Source organism: Nocardiopsis alba, assembly GCF_000710955.1.
In the GTDB taxonomy this organism is placed as follows: Bacteria; Actinomycetota; Actinomycetes; order Streptosporangiales; family Streptosporangiaceae; genus Nocardiopsis; species Nocardiopsis alba.
Window position 1 is genome coordinate 143,453 of record NZ_BAZE01000004.1, and the last position, 21,431, is coordinate 164,883.

Below are 21,431 nucleotides of genomic sequence, written 5' to 3' on the forward strand. Positions count from 1 at the left end.
GGAGAATCGAAAAGCAACCGGGGAGAACACAGAATCCACTGCGAATTTATGCCTTCTTCGCCGGTTTTCGAGCGATGAAAACCGACAAATACCCGACCTCGACCACGGGCAAGAATGTGGCGAGGATCACATGTGCGACTCGGCCTCGACACTCCGCCAAAGCCAGGGCCAGGGCGGACGATGGACATCGGAGACCACCGAAGCCGCAATCCGGACAGTTTCCATTCGGTTCTTCGTCGACTCCATCCTGCCTTTGATCGGAACCCGATCATTCTTCGCGCGTGCGTCGTCACGCGCCTCCTCATGACGCCCTGACAACGATGATTACGGTGTAGCCAGTGATCGGACGCCTGCCCATAATCGACATATCTCCGGACAACGACCTCGGGCCGGTGAAGGCCGTTCCGGGAGAACGCTTCACCGTCGGCGCGACCGTGATCCGCGAAGGGCACGATTCCCTCGCCGCGGGCGTCGTCGTCCATTCCCCCCGTGGTCGCCGCGAGGCTCTCGTCCCCATGCGCGAGAAGGCCCCCGGGACCGACCGGTACGAGGCCGAGATCAGCCTGCCCTCCGAGGGCGACTGGTCCTTCTCCATCGAATCCTGGACCGACCCCTTCGCCACATGGCTGCACGTCGCCCGCGTGAAACTTCCCCTCGGCGTCGACACCGACCTCGTCCTCGAGGAGGGCGCCCGCCTGCTCGCGCGCGCCGCCCGTCGCACCCCGCGAGACCCCGCCCTCTCCGAGGCGGCCACGCTCCTGCGCGACACCTCGACCGATCCGATGGAACGCTTCACGACGGCCGTCACCGACGAGGTCGTCGCCGCCATGGACCGCAAACCCCTGCGGGAACTCGTCACCAGGTCCAAGCGGACCAAGGTCGTCGTCCACCGCGAACGGGCCCTGTTCGGTTCCTGGTACGAGTTCTTCCCCCGCTCGGAGGGCGCCCGGGTCGACGTGGCCCCGGGCGAGGAGGCCTCCGGAACCCTCTCCGACGCGGCCAAGCGCCTGCCCGCCATCGCCGACATGGGGTTCGACGTGGTGTACCTGCCGCCGATCCACCCCGTCGGTACGGCCCATCGCAAAGGTCGCGACAACACGCTGACCGCGGGGCCGGGGGACCCCGGCTCGGTGTGGGCCATAGGTTCGCCCGAGGGAGGACACGACGCCGTCCACCCCGACCTGGGCACCCTGGAGGACTTCGACGCCTTCGTCGCCGTGGCCTCCGACCACGGACTGGAGATCGCCCTGGACCTGGCGCTCCAGTGCTCGCCCGACCACCCCTGGGTCTCCGAGCACCCGGAGTGGTTCACCACGCGCGCGGACGGCTCCATCGCCTACGCCGAGAACCCGCCGAAGAAGTACCAGGACATCTACCCGCTCTGCTTCGACAACGACTTCGAGGGTCTGTACGCCGAGGTCCTGCGGGTCGTGCGGCACTGGATCGACCACGGGGTGCGCATCTTCCGGGTGGACAACCCGCACACCAAACCGGTCGCCTTCTGGGAGCGCCTGCTCGCCGAGGTCGCCGAACGCGACCCCGACGTCCTCTTCCTCGCCGAGGCCTTCACCCGGCCGGCGATGATGCGCACCCTGGCCAAGATCGGCTTCCATCAGTCCTACACCTACTTCACCTGGCGCAACGACAAGGACGAGCTCACCGAGTACCTCACCGAGCTCAGCCGGGAGACCGCGCACTACCTTCGACCCAACCTGTTCGCCAACACCCCGGACATCCTGCACGCCTACCTCCAACGAGGCGGTCGACCGGCCTTCGAGGCGCGCGCGGTCCTGGCGGCCCTGCTCTCCCCGACCTGGGGGATCTACTCGGGCTTCGAGCTGTGCGAGAACACCCCGGCCCACCCCGGCAGCGAGGAGTACCTGCACTCGGAGAAGTACGAGTACCGCCCCAGGGACTGGGCCGGGGCCGACGCCTCCGGAACGACCATCGCTCCGCTCATCACCAGGCTCAACGAGCTGCGACGAGCCCATCCCGCCCTGCGCGAGCTGCGCAACCTGCGGTTCCACCACGTGGACCGGCCGGAGTTGATCTGCTTCTCCAAGCATCGCCCCGGCGCCCCCGGTGAGCCCGACGACGTCGTTCTCGTCGTCGTCAACCTCGACCCGCACCACGCCCGCGAGGCCACGGTGCATCTGGACCTGCCGTCGATCGGCCGCACGTGGGAGGAGGACCTCAAGGTGACCGACGAGCTGACCGGACGCTCCTACACGTGGCGGGCGAGCAACTACGTCCGGCTCGACCCGGCGACCGGACCGGCGCACGTGTTCACCGTCAACGGCAGATGACGCCCGGGACCCGGCGGCGGGACGGAACCGCCGCCCGGGCCCGGACGCCCGTTGATCCGATGTCGAACATTCTTGGTGGGGAGCAGTAGATGAGCAAAGACGAGTCCGGACCCGGCGCACACGAGCACGCCGAACACGGTCCGCTCGCCCCGGCCACGGGGGCCGCCACCGGCCCCCTCATGTCCTCCGGTGGAGCCCGGGACCCCCATTGGTACAAACACGCCGTCTTCTACGAGGTGCTCGCCCGCGGGTTCTTCGACTCCAACGGCGACGGCACCGGCGACCTCACCGGCCTGGTCCGGAAACTGGACTACCTCCAGTGGCTCGGCATCGACTGCCTCTGGCTGCTGCCGATGTACGAGTCCCCGCTCCGCGACGGCGGGTACGACATCTCGGACTACTTCAAGATCCTCCCGGAGTTCGGTGACACCGCCGACTTCGTGGAGCTCCTCGACGAGGCGCACCGGCGCGGGATCCGCGTCATCACCGACCTGGTCATGAACCACACCAGCGACCAGCACCCCTGGTTCAAGGCCTCCCGTGAGGACCCCGACGGACCCTACGGCGACTTCTACGTGTGGTCGGACACCGACGACCGCTACGACGAGGCCCGCATCATCTTCGTCGACACCGAGACCTCCAACTGGACCTACGACGAGGTGCGCGGCCAGTACTACTGGCACCGCTTCTTCTCGCACCAGCCGGACCTGAACTTCGAGAACCCGGCGGTGCAGGAGGCGATCCTGGAGGTCCTGCGGTACTGGCTGGACCTGGGGATCGACGGCTTCCGCCTGGACGCCGTGCCCTACCTGTACGAGCGTGAGGGCACCAACTGCGAGAACCTCAAGGAGACGCACGAGTTCCTCAAGCGGGTCCGTGCCGAGGTCGACCGCCTCTACCCGGACCGGGTGCTGTTGAGCGAGGCCAACCAGTGGCCCTCGGACGTGGTCGACTACTTCGGCGACTTCGAGTCCGGCGGCGACGAGTGCCACATGAACTTCCACTTCCCGCTGATGCCGCGCATGTTCATGGCGGTACGACAGGAACAGCGCTTCCCGATCTCGGAGATCCTCGCCCAGACCCCGCCGATCCCCCGCAACTGCCAGTGGGCGATCTTCCTGCGCAACCACGACGAGCTGACCCTGGAGATGGTCACCGACGAGGAGCGCGACTACATGTACTCCGAGTACGCCAAGGAACCCCGCATGCGCGCGAACGTGGGGATCCGTCGGCGACTCGCGCCCCTGTTGGACAACGACCGCGACCAGATCGAACTGTTCACCGCGCTGTTGCTCTCGCTCCCGGGCTCTCCCGTGCTGTACTACGGCGACGAGATCGGCATGGGCGACAACATCTGGCTGGGCGACCGCGACGCCGTACGGACCCCCATGCAGTGGAGCGCCGACCGCAACGCCGGTTTCTCCAAGGGCGACCCCGCGCGCCTGTACCTGCCGCTGATCATGGACCCGGTCTACGGCTACCAGGCGCTCAACGTGGAGTCCCAGCGGGAGAACCCCGGTTCCCTGCTGAACTGGACCCGCCGCATGATCCAGATCCGCAAGCGGCACCCCGTGTTCGGCACCGGCGAGTTCACCGAGCTGAACGCCACCAACCCGAGCGTGTTGGCGTTCATCCGGGAGCACGGCGACGACCGCATGCTCTGCGTCAACAACCTGTCCCGGTTCCCGCAACCCGTGGAGCTGGACCTGTCCCGCTACGCGGGCGTGCGACCGGTGGAGTGCGTGGGAGGGGTCCGTTTCCCGGAGATCGGCGACTCCGCCTACCCGCTCACCCTGCCCGGTCACGGCTTCTACTGGTTCCAGCTGCCGGTGGAACGGACCACGGAGGGGACCGGAGCCGACCGCGGGGAACTGCCCTCGTACGGGCTGCCGGCCGCGGGCCTGAACAGCCCCGACGATCTGGAGGTCCACCGGCCCGTCACCGCATCGTGCCGTTCCGGATCCTCGGAGCCGGACGACGGTGAGCTGGGAAGCGGGCCCGCCTGACATGTCTCAGCTCGAAGAACTCCTCGCGGTCTGGCTTCCTCGACAACGCTGGTTCTCCGGTAAGGGGATCCCGATCCGCCGGGTCCGGATCGAGAGCAGGTACACCCTGGTCTCGGCCGGCCCCGGCGGGCCCGACCTGAACGTGCTCGTCGTGCAGGCGGGGCAGCGCGGGCTCAGTTCCCGCTACCAGGTGATGCTGGGTTCCCGGCCGCCCCGGTCCCTGCCTCCGCGTCTGGCCCGCGCCGCCATAGGCGTCTGCCCGGTCGCCGGCGGCCGTCCCAGGGTGGTGTACGACGCCGCGCACGATCCCGTGCTCACGGAGATGCTGTTGGAACGCTTCGCCGCGGAGGAGGACCCCGAGCGGCGGGGCAGGGTGCGGTTCCGCACCCTGCCCGGCACCGAGGTCCGCCCCTGCGGGGCCGGGCGGCTCCTGACCGGCGAACAGTCCAACACGTCGTTGGTCTACGGGCGCGACTACGTCCTGAAGACCTTTCGCAGGCTCTGGCCCGGCCGCAATCCGGACCTGGAGCTGAACATGGCGTTGTCCGGTTCGCCCTACGTGGCGCGCCCCTGCGGATGGATCGAGGCCGATCTGTCCGGGCACACCTCGCCGACGACGTTGGCCCTGCTCCAGACCTTCGTCCCGGACGCCACCGACGGCTGGGTATTGGCCACCGAGAACGTGCGCACCCTGGTGGAGGGCATGGACGCGGACTTCGGCGAGGAGGCCGCGAGCCTGGGGCGCACCACCGCCCAGGTGCACAGCTCCCTGGCCCGGACTCTGCCCACGGACGTGCTCTCGCCGTCCGCGGCCGCCGAGTTGGCCGACGCCATGGTGGAGCGACTGGCGATGGCCGGAGGCGAGGTCCCCGAGCTGGCCGAGCACGCTCCCCGGGTGATGGAGGCCTACTCCGACCTCGCCCGATTGGACGAGCCGCTGCCGATCCAGCGGATCCACGGCGACTATCACCTGGGGCAGGTCATCCGAACATCGGAGGGGTGGGTACTGCTCGACTTCGAGGGCGAGCCGACCGTTCCGGTGCGCGAGCGGCAACGCCTGTCCAGCCCGTTGCGGGACGTCGCCGGGATGCTGCGCTCCTTCGACTACGCGGCCGGCTACCTGATGGTCGGCCATCCGGGCCGGCCCGAACTGGCCTGGGCCGCGCGTGATTGGGCCCGCCGCAACCGGGAGGCGTTCTGCCGGGGCTACGCCGACGGCGGCGGAGCCGACCCGGACAAGCACCTGACGGTGCTGCGCGCCTTCGAGTTCGACAAGGCCGTCTACGAGGTCCTGTACGAGGCCCGCAACCGGCCCGACTGGCTGCGTGTCCCGCTGGACTCCATCGCCACGGCGGCCGGAGCCCCACCGGTTCCCCGCTGATCCTTCGGCGGCCCTTCTCCGGGAGGGCCGCCCCACAGACCGTCCTCATGTCACCCGTTCATCACGAGTCACACGGAGTCGCATTGCCACCGCGCTCGACCCATACGTCAGCGTCCGAGAGCGCCGCGAAGAAGCCGACCGAGAGGAAGGCGGGCGCCGAGAAGACGGCCAAGACCACCCGGAGGAGGAGCGAGACCGGATCCAAGGGTTCGAAGGGCTCGGGTTCGAAGACCCCGGCCCGACGGCCTCGGGCGACGGCCCCTCTGGCCGACGCCCTGGTGGCCGAGCTCGACCGGATCGTCGACGGCCACCACCACGACCCGCACTCCGTCCTCGGCCTGCACGGCCGCGACCTGCGGGTCCTGCGTCCGGGGGCCTTGGAGGTCCACGCCGTCCTGCCCGACGACACCCGGGTCGCGCTCCCGCACCGCCACCGAGGGGTGTTCGCGGCGCGCCTGCCCCGGAAGATCGACGACTACCGTCTGGCCGTCCGCTACGAGGAGGGCCCGGAGCTCCTGGAGGCCGACTCCTACCGATACGCCCCGGCCCTGGGCGAACTCGACCTGCACCTGATCGGCGAGGGACGTCACGAGGAGTTGTGGCGGGCCCTGGGCGCCCACGTCATCGAGCGCGAGGGAACCCTGGGCGAGGTGTCGGGGACCCGATTCGCGGTCTGGGCCCCCGACGCGCGCGGGGTCCGGGTGATCGGCGACTTCAACTACTGGAGCGGGATCGCCCACCCGATGCGCAGCCTCGGTTCCAGCGGCGTCTGGGAACTGTTCGTTCCCGGCCTGGGCGACGGCGACCTGTACAAATTCCAGCTGCTGGGGTCCGACGGTCACTGGCGCGACAAGGCGGACCCGATGGCCCGGCGGACCCAGATGCCGCCGGCCACCGCCTCGGTCGTCACCGTCTCCGAGCACGTGTGGACCGACGAGCGGTGGATGGCCGACCGCAAGGGGGTGGAGATCCACAAGGCCCCGATGAGCGTCTACGAGGTGCATCTGGGCTCCTGGTGCCCCGGCCTTTCCTACACCGAGCTCGCCGAGCGTCTGGTCTCCTACGTCGTCGAGATGGGCTTCACCCACGTGGAGTTCCTGCCGGTGGCGGGGCACCCGTTCGACGGCTCCTGGGGCTACCAGGTCACCTCCTACTACGCGCCCACGCCGCGTTTCGGGTCGCCGGACGAGTTCCGTCACCTGGTGAACGCGCTGCACGAGGCCGGGATCGGGGTGCTCCTGGACTGGGTTCCGGCGCACTTCCCCAAGGACGAGTGGGCGCTGGCCCGGTTCGACGGGACCGCTCTGTACGAGCACCCGGACCCGCGCCGCGGCGAGCACCCGGACTGGGGCACGCTCATCTTCAACTACGGGCGGACCGAGGTGCGCAACTTCCTCGTCGCCAACGCCCTGTACTGGTTGGAGGAGTTCCACATCGACGGGCTGCGCGTGGACGCGGTCGCCTCGATGATCTACCTCGACTACTCGCGGGACTCCGGCGAATGGGAGCCGAACGTGTTCGGCGGGCGGGAGAACCTGGAGGCGATCGATTTCCTCAAGGAGCTCAACACCACGGTGTACCGCCGCAACCCCAGCGTGGCGATGATCGCGGAGGAGTCGACCGCGTACACGGGGGTGACGAGGCCGGTCGACCACGGCGGTCTCGGGTTCGGCCTCAAGTGGAACATGGGGTGGATGCACGACTCCCTGGAGTACGTGAAGAAGGAGCCGATCCACCGCAAGTACCACCACGACGACATCACGTTCTCGATGGTCTACGCCTACAGCGAGAACTACGTGCTGCCCCTCTCCCACGACGAGGTGGTGCACGGCAAGCGATCGCTGTTCAACAAGGCGCCCGGCGACGAGTGGCAGCGGGCGGCGACCCTGCGGGCACTGCTGTCGTTCATGTGGTCGCACCCGGGCAAGCAGCTGCTGTTCATGGGCGGGGAGATCGCCCAGGGCGACGAGTGGTCCCACCCCGAGGGCGTGCCGTGGTGGCTGCTGGAGTTCGAGCACCACGCGGGCGCTCAGCGTCTGGTGAAGGCGCTCAACGACGCCTACCGGCCCCGGCCCGCGCTGTGGTCGCTGGACACCGATCCGGCGGGGTTCCGCTGGTTGGACGGCGGTGACCGCGAGGGCAACACGCTCTCCTACCTGCGTCATGGGGAGGACGGATCCGTGCTGGCCTGCGCGGTGAACTTCTCGCCGGTCCCCCGCCCACAGCGGCGGATCGGCCTTCCCGAGGCCGGGACCTGGGACCTCGTGCTCAACTCCGACGACCCGAGGTTCGGCGGCTCCGGCCACGAGGCCCCCACCACGGTGGAGGCCGAGGAACGGGAGTGGAACGGACAGCCGTTCTCGGCGGAGATCACCCTTCCGCCGCTCGGCGCGGTCTGGTTCGAACCGCGCCGCTGAGGCCTACCGGCCGTCTTCGAGACCGGGCCCTGGACGTTCCCCCGGAACGCCCAGGGCCCTTCCGGTTCACCTTCCGCGTTATCGCGTCCTCGTGGTGATGAGGGCGACCGCCGCGTCCACGGCGGAATGGAGATGGTCCGGTGGGGCCCCTTCGGGCAGACGGGCGCAGGAGAGCCAGAGCCCGTCGATGACCACGAGGAGCAGTTCGGCCACGGCCGCGGGGTCCCGGTCCACGGCGAGCTCCCCTTGGTCGCGGGCGTAGCCGAGCGCGAGCGCCAGGTTCGCGCGGGCGCGGGCGTCCAGATCGGAGAGCACCTTCGCGAAGGTCGGGTCCACGGCCGCGCGGGCGTAGAAGGCCGCCCAGATCCGGGCCTGGGCGCGGCGGCGCTCGTCGGTGGGCAACAGGTCGGTGAGGACGGCGCGCAACCCCTCGGCGAAGGTCAGGGCATCGGGGCCGATCCGGATACGGGAGAAGCGGGCGGCGACCTCGTCCACGGAGGTCTCCAGGGCGAAGAGGAGCAGGTCGTCCTTGGTGGGGAATTCGCGTTGGACGGCACCGGCGGACAGGCCGGCCTCGGCGGCGACCACCCTGACACTGACCCCTTCGAGCCCCTCGCGGGCCGCGATCCGATGGATCGCCTCGGCCACGCTCCGACGACGGCTCTCTCTGTCCACGACCTTCGGCACCCGCTCATTCTGGCATACCGGACCCTTCTGATACGTTCGTATCGATACATACGTATCAGAAAGGACGTCGTCATGCCCGACACACCTCCTCCCCACCCCCGCCTCCGGCGCGCGGCCCTGATCTCGTCCGGGCTCCTCACCCTGCCCGGGGTCGCCGCCCTCGCCCTGGTCCTGGCTCCCCCGCTCTCCTGGGAGGGCTGGCAGTACGCCCTCCTCACCCTGGAGTTCTCCCTCTTCCTCACACTGCCCGCGCTGCTCGGTCTCCTCCTCGCGCTCTCGGCCGGACGGGGAGGGCGCACCCGTGTCACCACCGGGTTCGCCACGGTCAACGCCCTACTGCTGATTACGGCCCTGGTGCCCTCCGCCTCGCTGTGGAACACCGCGCGCGCCGAAGGAGCGCCGCTCTCCCTCGGCGAGTACACCGCGGGCCTGGCCACCTCGACCGACCGGGAGCCCACGACCCTGACCTACCACCGGGTGGACGGGGAGGAACTGCTCATGGACGTATGGGAACCCACCTCCCCCGGTACCGAACCCCTGCCCGTGGTCGTCAACGTCCACGGCGGCGCCGACGACCTCCCCCAGAGTCTGCTGCCGCGCTGGGACACCTGGCTGGCCGACGGAGACCGGGTGGTGTTCGACGTCGACTACCGCTTCTTCCCCGACGGTGCCTGGGAGGAATCGGTCGCGGACGTGCGCTGCGCCCTCGGCCGGGTTCGAGAACAGGCCGCGGAACACGGCGGGGATCCGGAACGGATCGCCGTCACCGGCCAGTCGGCCGGCGGCCTTCTGGCCCTGCTCGCGACCTACGACGACCGGATCCCGCCCTCCTGTGACACCGAGGTCCCCGAGGCGACCGCCGTCGTGGCCTGGTACTCGGCCACGGACGGCACCGCCGACGCCCCCGAGGTCCCCTGGCGCCAGCGCCGCTCCCCCCTCGGCGACGAGTTGCTGGAGTCAAGCGAACGAATGGTCGGCGGCCCGGTGACGGAGTTCCCCGAGGAGTACGAGGCCATGTCCCCGATCCTCGACGTCACCGGAGACTCCCCCGCGACCCTGGTCGTCACGGCCGGCCACGACCTGTTCGTCGACCCCGAGGACAACCGTCGGTTCGTCGCCCGCCTCGCCGAGGCCGGCGTGCCCCACCGGCATCTGGAGCTGCCGTGGACCGAGCACATGTTCGACCTCAACTGGGGCGGCCTCGCCTCCCAGATCACCCGGCACACGATCGACGACTTCCTCACCGAACACCTCTGAGAGGAGCGGCGGGACGGGCCGCCCCGCAGGGTTCAGCCCGCGTCGCGGTGCCAGCGCCTCAGCCGGGCGACGGCCTCGTCCAACACCTCGTCCTTCTTGCAGAAGGCGAAGCGCAGCAGGTGTCGCCCCTCGTCCTGGTGGTCGTAGAAGACCTTGGCCGGTACGGCGGCGACCCCGGCCGCGGCGGGCAGGGCCCGCGCGAGGTCCTCACCGTCCCGATAGCCCAGCGGCCGGATGTCGGCCATCAGGAAGTAGGTGCCCTCGCACACGTTCACATCGAACCCGGCGTCGCCCAGCCCCTCGGCCAACCGGTCGCGTTTGCCCTGGAGGGACAGACGTTGGGCCTCGATCCACTCCCCTTCGCCCTCGATCGCGTCCGCGATCGCGAGTTGGAGGGCGCCGTTCGCGGAGAAGGTGAGGAACTGGTTGACCGTGCGCACGGCCCGCACCAACGGCTCGGGGCCGGTCACCCACCCCGTCTTCCAGGCGGTGACGGCGAACATCTTGCCGACCGAGGAGATCGACAGGGTCCGTTCGCGCATACCGGGCAGGGACGCGAGGGGCACATGGCGACGGTCGTCGAAGGTGAGGAACTCGTACACCTCGTCGGTGACCGCGATCAGGTCGTGCTCACGGCACACGGCCGCGATCTCCTCCAACTCGGCGGAGGTGAAGACCGTTCCGGTCGGGTTGTGCGGGGTGTTGACCATGACGAGCCGGGTCCGCGGGGTGACGGCGGCCCGCAGTTCGGCCGGGTCGAAGGTGAAGCGTCCGCTCTCGGGATCCCGACGCAGCGCCACCGGCCGACGCTCCCCGCCGGCCAGGGAGATCATCGCCGCGTAGGAGTCGTACATGGGCTCGAAGACGATCACCTCGTCGCCGCGCTCCACCAGGGCCAGCAACGAGGCCGCGATACCGGCGGTCGCCCCGACGGTCACGTACACCTCGGAGTCCGGGTCGAAGTCCAACCCGTAGTGACGGGAGCGGTAACGACTCACGGCCCGACGCAGTTCGGGGCGCCCCGGCCCCGGAGGGTACTGGTTCACCCCCTCGAGGATGTGACGCGAGGCGTTCTCCAGCAGGCTTCGAGGCCCGTCGGTGTCGGGGAACCCCTGCCCCAGGTTGACGGATTCGGTCTCGACGGCCAGGCGCGTCATCTCGGCGAAGATGGTCTCGCCGTACGCGCGCATTCGTTCGATCAGCGGTTCTTCCACCCGTCGAGGGTAACCACCCGCTCCGGACCCCCGCCCGCGTGCCCCGGCCGATCCGTACGGAACGACGAGGGCCCCGGTCCGCGCGGCCCCGCCCTACGGGGGTCACGCGGGCCGAGGCCCTCGTCGTAAGGCCCTGTCCTAGAGCAGCAGGCTGAGCACGATCCAGACCACGGGACCCGCGATGAGCAGCGAGTCGATGCGGTCCATCAGACCGCCGTGGCCCGGCATGAAACGGCCCATGTCCTTGACGCCCAGATCACGCTTGAACAGGGATTCGATGAGATCGCCGACCGTGGCCGCCAGCACCACGGCCAGTCCCAGAATCACGCCGACCCACCAGGGGCCGTCCAACAGCAGGGTCACGCACAACGCGCCCGCCACCGCACAACCCACGACCGAGCCGCCGAAACCCTCCCAGGTCTTGTTCGGGCTGATCACCGGGGCCATCTTGTGCCGGCCCAGCAGGATCCCGGCGAAGTAACCACCGATATCGCTGGAGATCGTCACCACGATGAACACCACCAGTCGCTGCTGGCCGTCCTCCGGATGCGCGATCAGCAGCATCCACGTGGCCAACAGGAACGGCAGATAGACCAGGGTGAACAGGTTCGCCGCCGCGTCGGCGACGAACCCCTCGGCCCCGCCCCTCAACCGCCAGGCCAGACAGATGATCGCGGTCAGTGCCGTGATGCCGACCAGCCAGTCGGCCCCACCGAAGTAGGCTCCGGCCTGCATCGCCACACCGCCCACGGCCAACGGGATCACGGCGAGGGTCATGCCCTTGCCGCCGAAGGCGCGGTTGAGTTCACGCAGACCGATCAACACCCCGAGCGAGGTGATGATCGTGAACAGCTGTGGCTTGGGAAAGATCGAGAAGAAGACGAGCGCGCCGAGGACGCACCCGCTGGCGATGGCCACCGGGAGGTTGCGACCGGTCTTGACCGGCTCACCCCCCGGCTTGTGCAGCACGAAGCGCTGCCCGGCGGCCGTGTCCGTCTCGGAAGTAGGACTGTCGTCGGGTCTGTGCTCCGGCGAGGGGTCATCGCCTCCGGAGCCGTGGGAAGGGTGGGTCACCGGCTAAACCTCGAGAAGTTCCGCTTCCTTGTGCTTGAGCAGCTCGTCGATGGAGGCGACGTACTTCTGCGCGAGCTCGTCCAGTTCGGTCTGGGCACGGTGCGCCTCGTCCTCGCCCAGCTCACCGGCCTTGACCGCCTTTTCGAAGGCGTCCTTGGCCCGACGGCGGACGTTGCGGATGGAGACCTTGCCGTCCTCGCCCTTGGTCCGCGCGACCTTCACGTACTCCTTGCGCCGCTCCTCGGACAGCTCCGGGAAGATGACCCGGATGACCTGTCCGTCGTCGGACGGGTTGACGCCCAGGTCGCTGTTGCGGATCGCGTTGATGATCTCGGTACGCGAGTTGACGTCGAACGGCGAGATGACGACCATGCGCGGCTCGGGGACCGAGAAGGAGGCCAGCTGGTTGATCGGCGTACGGGCACCGTAGTAGTCGACGGTGATCTTGTTGAAGGTGGCCGGGGTGGGGCGGCCGGTACGGATCGTCGCGAAGTCCTCCTTCGCCACGGTCACGGCCTTCTCCATCTTCTCCTCGGCCTCAAGGAGGGTTTCTTCGATCATTGTGGGCGCTCCCGGATTCTCGACTGGGTGTTCGTGGCTTGGGTACGCGGTCCGAGGTGCCTCCGCGCGGGCGGAACGACCGCCTCAGGCCTCGGAGGCCGGACCGACGATGGTTCCGATCTTCTCACCACGGACGGCGCGCAGGATGTTCCCCTGGCTCATCAGGTCGAAGACGACGATCGGCAGGCCGTTGTCCATGCACAGGCTGACGGCGGTGGCGTCCATCACCTTGAGGCCGCGGGTGAGGACCTCGTTGTAGTTGAGCTTGTCGAACTTGACCGCGTCCGGGTTGCGCTGCGGGTCGGAGTCGTAGACACCGTCGACCTGGGTTCCCTTGAGGACCGCCTGGGCGCCGATCTCCAGCGCGCGCTGGGCGGCGGTGGTGTCCGTGGAGAAGAAGGGCGCGCCGAGACCGGCGCCGAAGATGACCACACGGCCCTTCTCCAGGTGGCGGACGGCCCGTCGCGGAATGTAGGCCTCGGCGACCTGGCTCATGTGGATCGCGGTCTGGACGCGGGTGTCCACGCCGAGGCGCTCGAGGAAGTCCTGGAGGGCGAGGCAGTTGATGACGGTGCCGAGCATGCCCATGTAGTCCGCGCGGCCGCGCTCGATGCCGCCCTCGGTGAGCTGCGCGCCGCGGAACATGTTGCCGCCGCCGACCACCACGGCGACCTGAATGCCCTCGGAGACCGCCTCGGCGATGGACTCCGCCACGTACTGGACGACCTCGGGTTCGATGCCCAGACCGCCGCCTCCGGCGAACGCCTCCCCGGAGAGCTTGAGCATGACACGTTTCCATCCGGAATCGTGCATGGCGGGTGCGGTGGTCATGGCTTCGTTCTCCGACACGGCCTGCGGCCTCCCTTGTTGTCCCCGAGCGGCACAGGGTCCCCCGAGTGCTCCTGCTGTGGAGGGTTCGGGGCGCACAGCACGCCGAACCCGCCCCTATCCACCGAAAGTGCCGGGGAGAATGGTCTCCCCGGCACTTCCATCATGTCAAAACCCCTAGGCCTGGCCGACCTTGAAGCGGACGAAGCGCTTGACGGTCACGCCGGCCTCGTCGACGACCTTCTGGACCGTCTTCTTGTTCTCCTTGACGAACGGCTGTCCGAGGAGGGTGACCTCCTTGAAGTAACCGTTGAGACGGCCTTCCACGATCTTGGGGATCGCCTGCTCGGGCTTGCCCTCCTCGCGGGTGGTCTCCTCGGCGATGCGACGCTCGTTGGCGACGACGTCCTCGGGGACGTCGTTCTTGTCGATGTACTTCGGAGCCAGAGCCGCGATCTGCTGGGCGAGGTCCTTGCCGGTGGCCTCGTCGACCTTGTCCAGCTCGACCAGGACGCCCATGGTCGGGGGCAGGTCCGGGTCGGACTTGTGCAGGTAGTCGGCGACGTAGACGCCGTCGAACTTGGCCAGACGACGGAACTCGAGCTTCTCGCCGATGATGGCGCTCTTGCCCTCGATGTAGGCCTGGAGGCTCTTGCCCGGCTCGATCTCGGCGGCGGCGACCGTGGCCAGGTCCTCGCTGTCCTGGGCGGCGACGAAGTCGGCGACCTGCTCGGCCAGCTCGATGAACTGGGCGTTCTTGGCGACGAAGTCGGTCTCGCAGTTGAGCTCGATCAGGGTGGCCTTGCCCTCGCTCTGACGGCGAAGGACGACGGTGCCCTGGGCGGCGGTGCGGTCCGCGCGCTTGTCGACGGACTTGGCGCCCTTGATGCGCAGAGCCTCGACGGCCTGGTCGAAGTCGCCGTCGGCCTCGGTCAGAGCCTTCTTGCAGTCCATCATGCCGGCGCCGGTCATGTCGCGCAGCTTCTTGACGTCCGCGGCGGTGAAGTTCGCCATGACTGTTCTCGGATTCCCTCGAAAGTGAAGTCTGTTCTGGAAGGTGGAGCGTCCCGGGCGAAGGCCGAGCGGGCCGCCCCGCCCATCAGGGGCGAGGCGGCGCTCGAACATCGAGTCACCGGGGAGCGGCGACGGGCCGCCTGCTACTCGGCGGCCTTCGGGGCCTGCTCGGGGGCGTCCGCGGGGGAGTCCTCCGAGGTGACCTCGGCCGGAGCCTCGGCGGCGACCTCGTCGGCCGGGGCCACGGTGGGGGTCTCGGCCGGGGCCTGCTCGGCGGCGGCCTCGGTGGCCTCGACACCCTCGGTCTTGCCCTCGAGGAGCTCGCGCTCCCACTCGGCCAGGGGCTCCTCGGCGGCCTTCTCCTCGGTCGCGCCGGAGGCACCGGAACGGACCATCAGACCGTCGGCGACGGCGTCGGCGACGACGCGGGTGAGCAGGCTGACGCTGCGGATGGCGTCGTCGTTACCCGGGATCGGGTAGTCGACCTCGTCCGGGTCACAGTTGGTGTCGAGGATGGCGACGACCGGGATGTTCAGCTTGCGAGCCTCGCTGATCGCGATGTGCTCCTTCTTGGTGTCCACGATCCACACGGCGCTGGGCACGCGGGACATGTCGCGGATACCACCGAGGGTGCGCTCCAGCTTGTCCTTCTCACGGCGAAGGTTCAGCAGTTCCTTCTTGGTGAGGGAGGAACCGGCGACGTCGTCGAAGTCGATCTCCTCCAGCTCCTTGAGGCGCTGGAGCCGCTTGTGAACGGTGGAGAAGTTGGTGAGCATGCCGCCCAGCCAGCGCTGGTTGACGAAGGGCATCCCGACACGGCGGGCCTGCTCGTCGATGGCCTCCTGCGCCTGCTTCTTCGTGCCGACGAACAGGATGGTGCCACCGTGGGCGACCGTCTGCTTGACGAACTCGTAGGCGCGGTCGATGTACGCCAGCGACTTCTGAAGGTCGATGATGTAGATGCCGTTGCGCTCGGTGAAGATGAAGCGCTTCATCTTCGGGTTCCAGCGACGGGTCTGGTGCCCGAAGTGGACGCCGCTCTCGAGGAGCTGGCGGATCGTCACGACTGTGGCCATGACCTGGTCCTCCTTGCGGTGGCGGGAGCGAGTCCCGCCTTCGGTTGTTCCTGACGCCCCGTCCATGCCGCCACACCACACGAGGTGGCGCGGACCGTAGGCACGGACCCTCCCGAGGGAGGCGGGTGGGCGCGCGTATTGTGGGTCGACCCGACAGGGCCGGAAAAGATTCTATCCTCCGCGGAGCACGACCGGGAACGTGCGCCTTCGCGGGGAGATCAAGCGGCGACCTGGGGCGCGAGGGGAGAGGCGCGGACGCTCCTCGGCGGTGGCCGTCGGGTTTTCCACAGGCGCCGGGAGGCTCTGGCGGAACCCGACCGGCGAACGCACTCTGGATGCATGAGCCACCCCCGCTTCTGGGCACTTCCGCTGTTCCTCTCGCTCCTGCTCTTCCCCTTTTTCCCCACTCGAACCGCCCTGGCCTCCCCGGTCGACGAGACGGGTCGGCGTTGGCCCTTGGAGGAGCCGGTGTCGGTACTGCGCGGCTTCGACCCGCCCGAACAACGTTGGCTGCCGGGGCATCTGGGGGTGGACCTGGCCGCCGAGCCCGGTCAGGAGGTGTACGCGGCCGCGCCCGGGAGGGTCCACTTCGCCGGCCCGGTGGCCGGGGTCGGCGTGGTCAGCGTCGCCCACGGCGACGTGCGCACCACCTATCTGCCGGTGGACGCGTCCGTGGCCCGTGGTGATCCGGTCGGCCCCGATCCGATCGGCACCCTGTCCGAAGAGCCGTTCCACTGCCACGACCGCCCCTGTCTGCACTGGGGCCTGCTCCGGGGCGACACCTACCTGGACCCGCTCTCCCTCTTGGGCCGCGGAGAGATCCGTCTCCTCCCGCTCGGTCCACCGGGTCGGGGCCCCGGGGCGCCCTCCGGGGAGGGCACCGCCCTCGGCCGTGGCCGGAGGACCGAGAACCGTGGGGGATCTCGTGGCCGGGTCCGTGAGCGGATCTCCGTGGCCCCCCGATCGCCGTGGGCTCGGCGATCCTCACCGTCGTCTTCCGGATCCGCCTCCGCTTCCTCTTTCCATTCCGAAGAAGAAGTCGGAAGTCGAAGAATCCCGAGATGCTCAAATGAGCAACCCACCCGAGCCCCGCTCACATGAGCAAGAAAGGCGCGAAAGCGAAATCGAAGGCGAACACCATTCGGTATCGAGAAGGTCCACGAGTTCCCGAAAGCCGTTCGGTCTCTCCCGCCGGATAAATGGGATCCATGTCACCCCATCGTTCGCCTAGGCGCGGGGGTGGGCCTGACTGTAGGCGTCGCGTAGACGGTCCACGGACACATGTGTGTAGATCTGGGTACTGCGCGGGCTGGCGTGCCCCAGGAACTCCTGCACACTGCGCAGATCTGCTCCCCCGTTCAACAGGTGGGTGGCCGCGCTGTGCCGCAGACCGTGCGGGGCACCGTCCAGACCGGCCTCACGCAGGTGCGTGTGCACGTCCTCACGCGCCTGACGGACGCCGAGCCTTCCGCCGCGGGCTCCGAGGAAGAGGGCGTTCGCGCTTCCGTGGCCGACGAGGTGCGGGCGCCCACGTCGGGTCCAGGCCTCGACCGCGTCCAGGGCCGGGCCGCCGACCGGCACGGTGCGCTCCTTGTCTCCCTTTCCCAGGACCCGGACGGTGTCGCGGGTGCGGTCCAGATCGGCCAGATCCAGGGCGCACAGCTCGGCCACCCGGATACCGGTGGCGTAGAGCAGCTCGACGATCGCGTGCCGACGCAGCTCCACCGGGGTCTCCGGGTCCACGGCCGCGAGGGCCTCGGCCGCCTGCTCCTCGTCCAGGACGGTCGGCAGGGATCGCCGTTGGGTCGGGGTGGCCAGACGGGGCCCGGGATCGACCGGCAGGATCCCCTCACGATGCAGGTAACGGGTGAGGGCACGGACGGCCGCCACCCGGCGGGCGATCGTGGACCGGCTCGCCCCCGAGGCGCGCGCTCGGGAGAGCCAGGCGCGGATCAGGGGGACGTCGAGGTCGGCGAGTTCGTGACCGTGCTCGTCCAGATGCGCGACGAGGGAGCGCAGGTCGGCGAGGTAGCCGCGGACCGTATGGGGAGATCGGCCCAGCTCACCGGACAAATGGGCGGCCAGGCGCTCCAGCGCTTCGGGACCCTTCACCCCCGGTCCCGAGGCAGAGAGGCGATGGCGTCGATCTCCACCAGGTAGGTGGGGTCGACCAGACCTCCGACCTCCACCAACGTGGCGGCGGGCAGATGGCCCTCCGGAAGGCATGCCAAGAGAGCCTCCCTGAACTCCTCCAGGTCGCTGATGTGCCTCAGGTAGTAGGTCATCTTGACGACATGGGAGAGGTCGACCCCGTGTTCGGCCAGGACGGCCTCCATGTTGCGGAACACCTGGCGGGTCTGCTCACCGATGCCCCCGGGAGCCTCGCCTCCGGGGCCGGCCGGGACCTGGCCCGAGACGAAGAGCAGGGGGCCGTCGGCCGTAAGGGCGTCGCTGTACGGTTTGGCCATAGCGGAACCGTACCCGAACGGTCCCGTCGGTATCCGCCCTGATCGGCATGCCCTCCCACGTCAGGACCGCCCCGAGGGGGGACGACGCCAGCCGGTGGGAGACCGTTCCACCAATCCGGCGGCGGCCAGCAGCCCCAGGGAACGCATCGTCTGTTCCAGCCCCTCCCCACTGGCCCGGGCGACACCCGCGGTCCCCGCTCCCCTGGTCCCGACCGCGGCCAGGACACGTGCGGTCTCGGCGGACAGATCGGTGTGAACAGGGAGCGGCCCGCCCATCGTCGAGAGCTCGTCCAGCGGCGCGATCTGTTCCACCACGTCGTCGACGCCGGTGACGCAGACTGCCCGGCCCTCCTTGAGGAGCCGGTGACAGCCCACCGAGGTCGCGGAGGTCACCGGCCCGGGCACCGCCATCAGTACCCGGTGCAGCTCGTCGGCGTGCGCGGCGGTGTTGAGGGCTCCGCTGCGCCGTCCCGCCTCCACCACCACGGTGCCCGAGGTGAGCGCGGCGATGAGCCGGTTGCGGATCAGGAAATCGGGGGCGCGCGGTGTCCGGCCGACCGGTCGTTCACTGACCAGGGCCCCGTGCCGGGCCACCTCGGTGAACAGGCCCGCGTGCCCGCGCGGATAGTCCACGTCGAGTCCGCAGGCCAGGACCGCGACGGTCCGTCCGGTGGTCATGGCCGCCCGGTGCGCCGCCCCGTCGATCCCGTAGGCGCCTCCGGAGACCACCGTGAAGGAGCGTTCCGCCAGTCCGTGGGCGAGTTCGGAGGCGACGTACTCGCCGTAGGGGCTGGCCGCGCGTGCGCCCACGATCCCCACCGAGCGCAGACACAGATTGCGCAGGTCACCGTGGCCGCGCACCCACAGGCCGTGGCAGTCGCGGCCACCGGGACGCTCGTCGAGCCGGCCCGGCCATTCGGGGTCTCCCGGAGCGACGAACCGCACCCCGGCCTCGGCCGACCGGGCCAGGAGGGCGTCGGCGTCCACGGCGAGGGACTTGTGCGCCCATCCTCGCCATCGTTGGAGAGCCCGTTCCTCGTCGGTCGGATCCTCCTCGGTCTCCAGGGGTGGTGGCGCCTCCCCCGCCCGTAGGGCCGCCCACACGCGGGCGGCCCCGTGTTCGGCCAGGAGCGCGCCCAACCAGGGGTCCCCGGGACGCACCACCGCGGTCAGACAGGCTCGGGCCCGGGCCTCCTCCTCGTGTCCTCCCATGTCCACCCTCCTCACCAGGCCCGGCCCGACCAGAGGGCGTAGGCGTAGGCGGTCTCCTCCGGCCCGGGGCGTTCCCTACCGGACAGATCGGCCAGCGTCCAGGCGACCCGGAGTGCCCGATCCACGCCTCGAGCGCTGATCTGGCCTCGGTCCATGGCCTGGCCGAGCACCCTGAGGGCCATGGGTTCCAGCGGGAAGTCGCGGCGCAGCCGTGCCCCGGGGATGGCGGCGTTGGTGCTCCACGGGGTGTCCGCCAACCGGGACCGGGCCCGTTCCCGGGCCTGGAGGACCCGTTCCGCGACCACCTCGGAGGATTCGGCGAAGGCCCGGTCGGCGAGGAGTTCGGAACGGGACACCGGTTGGAGTTCGACCTTGAGGTCGATCCGGTCCAGAAGCGGCCCGGACAGGCGGGAGAAGTAGCGTCGCCGCTCCCCCGCCGGACAGGTGCACAGATTGCCCGGCTTGGCGCAGGGGCAGGGGTTGGCCGCCATGACGAGCTGGAAGCGTGCGGGGAAGGTGACGGTGGCCGAGGCCCTGGCGATGACGACCTCGCCGCGTTCCAGGGGTTCGCGCAGGGAGTCGAGCACCCCGCGGCCGAACTGGGGCGCCTCGTCCACGAACAGGATCCCGTGGTGGGCCTTGGAGACCCAGCCCGGTCCGGGGTTGCCGACGCCTCCGCCGATGATCGAGGCCCGGCTGGAGGTGTGGTGCGGGGACGCGAAGGGCGGGAGGGTGACCAGGGGGCTACCGGGCGGGAGCAGTCCGGCCACCGAATGGATGGCGGTGGCCTCCAGGGCCTCGGCCCGGTTCAGCCGGGGCAGGACGGAGGGCAGGCGCTCGGCCAAGAGGCTCTTCCCCGTTCCCGGCGGTCCGAGCATCATCAGGTTGTGCCCTCCGGCGGCCGCGATCTCGACGGCCCTGCGAGCCACCGGTTGTCCGAGGACGTCGGCGAGGTCGGGGCCGTGCTCGCCCGGTTCCCGCGGCCGTTCGCCGTGTTCCTCCTCCGGGGCCGGGCAGGGTTCCCCTCGCAGCCAGAGGCACAGCCCGGACAGGTCCTCGACGACGGCGACGTCCACGTCCGGCACCAGACGGGCCTCCGCGGCGTTGCCCGTCGCGACCACGAACCTGGTGAACCCCTGTTCGGCCGCGGAGACCACGGCGGGCAGCACCCCGCGGACCGGTCGGGTCCGACCGTCGAGGCCGAGTTCGGCGATGAGCACGGTGTCGGCGAGACGTTCCAACGGCACCTCTCCGGCCGCGGCCAGGACGGCTCCGGCGATGGCCAGGTCGAAGAGGCTGCCGGACTTGGGCAGACTGGCCGGGGAGAGACTGATGGTGATCTGGCCGCTGGGCCAGTTCTCCCCGCTGTTGACGACGGCGGCGCGTATCCGGTCGCGGGCCTCGCGCAGGGCGGCGTCGGGCAGACCGACCAGGGTGATGCCGGGGTCGCCCCCGCCCAGGTGGACCTCGACCTCGACCATGTGGCCCTGGACGCCCAGCAGGGTGACACAGTGGGTGCGGGAGAGTGACATCAGCGCAGCCCCCGTTCGTGGAACAGCAGCACGCGCCCGTCGAGCAGCAGGACACCGACCCCGTCGACCCGTGACGGGTACGGAGGAAGACGGTGCTCTCGGGCCCAGGCCCGACCCAGGGCGCGCAGACGGCGCCGTTTGCGCGGGGTGACGGCCTCCGTCGGATGGCCGAAGCGCAGTGAGCCTCGTGTCTTGACCTCGACGACGACCAGGACTGACCCGTCCCTGGCCACCAGGTCGAGTTCACCGGCACCGTGCGGGGCCCGCCAGTTGCGGGCGAGCACCCGCATGCCGTTCCGTTCGAGGTAGCGCGCGGCGAGCTCCTCGCCGCGCCGTCCGAGGATGTTCCGATATCCCGGGCTCCGGTGTCGGGTCGACCGTTCCAAGGCGACCACCTC

At 69.6% G+C, this 21,431-nt stretch carries 18 protein-coding genes; 6 read left to right on the plus strand and 12 right to left on the minus strand.

Features of this window, described 5'->3' with window-relative positions:
- Positions 1-338 precede the first annotated feature (338 nt).
- The 4 genes from TR33_RS09440 (at position 339) to glgB (ending at position 8,110) form a co-directional block, all read left to right on the plus strand.
- Positions 339-2,306, plus strand: a complete 1,968-nt coding sequence (locus TR33_RS09440; protein WP_042282758.1) for an alpha-1,4-glucan--maltose-1-phosphate maltosyltransferase — start codon at positions 339-341, stop codon at positions 2,304-2,306.
- 89 nt (positions 2,307-2,395) lie between these two features.
- Positions 2,396-4,312, plus strand: coding sequence for a maltose alpha-D-glucosyltransferase (gene treS / locus TR33_RS09445; RefSeq protein WP_042282760.1), 1,917 nt, complete (start codon positions 2,396-2,398; stop codon positions 4,310-4,312).
- 1 nt (position 4,313) lies between these two features.
- Positions 4,314-5,693 carry a maltokinase N-terminal cap-like domain-containing protein gene (locus tag TR33_RS09450; RefSeq protein ID WP_017535526.1) on the plus strand — a complete coding sequence of 460 codons (1,380 nt, stop codon included), beginning with the start codon at positions 4,314-4,316 and terminating at the stop codon, positions 5,691-5,693.
- Positions 5,694-5,776: 83 nt separating this feature from the next.
- The gene (gene glgB / locus TR33_RS09455) at positions 5,777-8,110 is read left to right on the plus strand and encodes a 1,4-alpha-glucan branching protein GlgB (RefSeq protein ID WP_017535525.1); all 2,334 of its coding nucleotides are present in this window, start codon (positions 5,777-5,779) and stop codon (positions 8,108-8,110) included.
- A 78-nt stretch (positions 8,111-8,188) separates the two neighbouring features.
- Here the strand turns inward: glgB and TR33_RS09460 are convergent, their stop codons facing one another.
- On the minus strand, positions 8,189-8,797 hold the full coding sequence (locus TR33_RS09460) for a TetR/AcrR family transcriptional regulator (RefSeq protein WP_042282762.1): 609 nt from the start codon (positions 8,795-8,797) through the stop codon (positions 8,189-8,191).
- A gap of 72 nt (positions 8,798-8,869) precedes the next feature.
- On the opposite strand from TR33_RS09460, the gene TR33_RS09465 reads away from it, so the two are divergent.
- Complete coding sequence (locus TR33_RS09465; RefSeq protein WP_026125173.1) at positions 8,870-10,054, plus strand: alpha/beta hydrolase; 1,185 nt, start codon at positions 8,870-8,872, stop codon at positions 10,052-10,054.
- Positions 10,055-10,086: 32 nt separating this feature from the next.
- Here TR33_RS09465 and TR33_RS09470 read toward each other — a convergent pair whose 3' ends face one another.
- From TR33_RS09470 to rpsB, 6 genes are all read right to left on the minus strand, one after another.
- Positions 10,087-11,268 carry a pyridoxal phosphate-dependent aminotransferase gene (locus tag TR33_RS09470; RefSeq protein WP_017535522.1) on the minus strand — a complete coding sequence of 394 codons (1,182 nt, stop codon included), beginning with the start codon at positions 11,266-11,268 and terminating at the stop codon, positions 10,087-10,089.
- A 138-nt stretch (positions 11,269-11,406) separates the two neighbouring features.
- Entirely contained in the window at positions 11,407-12,342 is a 936-nt protein-coding gene (locus tag TR33_RS09475) for a phosphatidate cytidylyltransferase (protein WP_014913189.1), read from the minus strand.
- Between the two features lie 3 nt (positions 12,343-12,345).
- Entirely contained in the window at positions 12,346-12,903 is a 558-nt protein-coding gene (frr, locus tag TR33_RS09480) for a ribosome recycling factor (protein WP_014909708.1), read from the minus strand.
- Between the two features lie 84 nt (positions 12,904-12,987).
- Entirely contained in the window at positions 12,988-13,734 is a 747-nt protein-coding gene (gene pyrH, locus TR33_RS09485) for a UMP kinase (RefSeq protein ID WP_014910714.1), read from the minus strand.
- A gap of 174 nt (positions 13,735-13,908) precedes the next feature.
- Positions 13,909-14,745 carry a translation elongation factor Ts gene (gene tsf / locus TR33_RS09490; RefSeq protein ID WP_014908220.1) on the minus strand — a complete coding sequence of 279 codons (837 nt, stop codon included), beginning with the start codon at positions 14,743-14,745 and terminating at the stop codon, positions 13,909-13,911.
- 143 nt (positions 14,746-14,888) lie between these two features.
- Positions 14,889-15,821 carry a 30S ribosomal protein S2 gene (rpsB, locus tag TR33_RS09495; protein WP_014910120.1) on the minus strand — a complete coding sequence of 311 codons (933 nt, stop codon included), beginning with the start codon at positions 15,819-15,821 and terminating at the stop codon, positions 14,889-14,891.
- Between the two features lie 339 nt (positions 15,822-16,160).
- Here rpsB and TR33_RS09500 point away from each other — a divergent pair, with 339 nt between their 5' ends.
- Positions 16,161-16,922 carry a M23 family metallopeptidase gene (locus tag TR33_RS09500; protein ID WP_042282764.1) on the plus strand — a complete coding sequence of 254 codons (762 nt, stop codon included), beginning with the start codon at positions 16,161-16,163 and terminating at the stop codon, positions 16,920-16,922.
- Positions 16,923-17,048: 126 nt separating this feature from the next.
- On the opposite strand, the gene TR33_RS09505 is transcribed toward TR33_RS09500, so the two are convergent.
- Genes TR33_RS09505 through TR33_RS09525 form a run of 5 tightly spaced genes read right to left on the minus strand, consistent with a single transcriptional unit; the run spans position 17,049 to position 21,428 of the window.
- Positions 17,049-17,933: a tyrosine recombinase XerC gene (locus TR33_RS09505; RefSeq protein ID WP_014911445.1), complete on the minus strand. Its 885-nt coding sequence runs from the start codon at positions 17,931-17,933 to the stop codon at positions 17,049-17,051.
- On the minus strand, positions 17,930-18,289 hold the full coding sequence (locus TR33_RS09510; RefSeq protein WP_014909393.1) for a RidA family protein: 360 nt from the start codon (positions 18,287-18,289) through the stop codon (positions 17,930-17,932). The genes TR33_RS09505 and TR33_RS09510 overlap by 4 nt, the downstream gene beginning before the upstream one ends.
- 60 nt (positions 18,290-18,349) lie before the next feature.
- Positions 18,350-19,501 (minus strand): DNA-processing protein DprA, encoded by a 1,152-nt coding sequence (gene dprA, locus TR33_RS09515; protein WP_017535520.1) that lies wholly within the window; start codon positions 19,499-19,501, stop codon positions 18,350-18,352.
- 11 nt (positions 19,502-19,512) lie between these two features.
- Positions 19,513-21,033 carry a YifB family Mg chelatase-like AAA ATPase gene (locus TR33_RS09520; RefSeq protein ID WP_017535519.1) on the minus strand — a complete coding sequence of 507 codons (1,521 nt, stop codon included), beginning with the start codon at positions 21,031-21,033 and terminating at the stop codon, positions 19,513-19,515.
- Positions 21,033-21,428: a YraN family protein gene (locus TR33_RS09525; RefSeq protein WP_017535518.1), complete on the minus strand. Its 396-nt coding sequence runs from the start codon at positions 21,426-21,428 to the stop codon at positions 21,033-21,035. Before TR33_RS09525 ends, TR33_RS09520 begins: the two co-directional genes overlap by 1 nt.
- Positions 21,429-21,431: the final 3 nt, after the last annotated feature.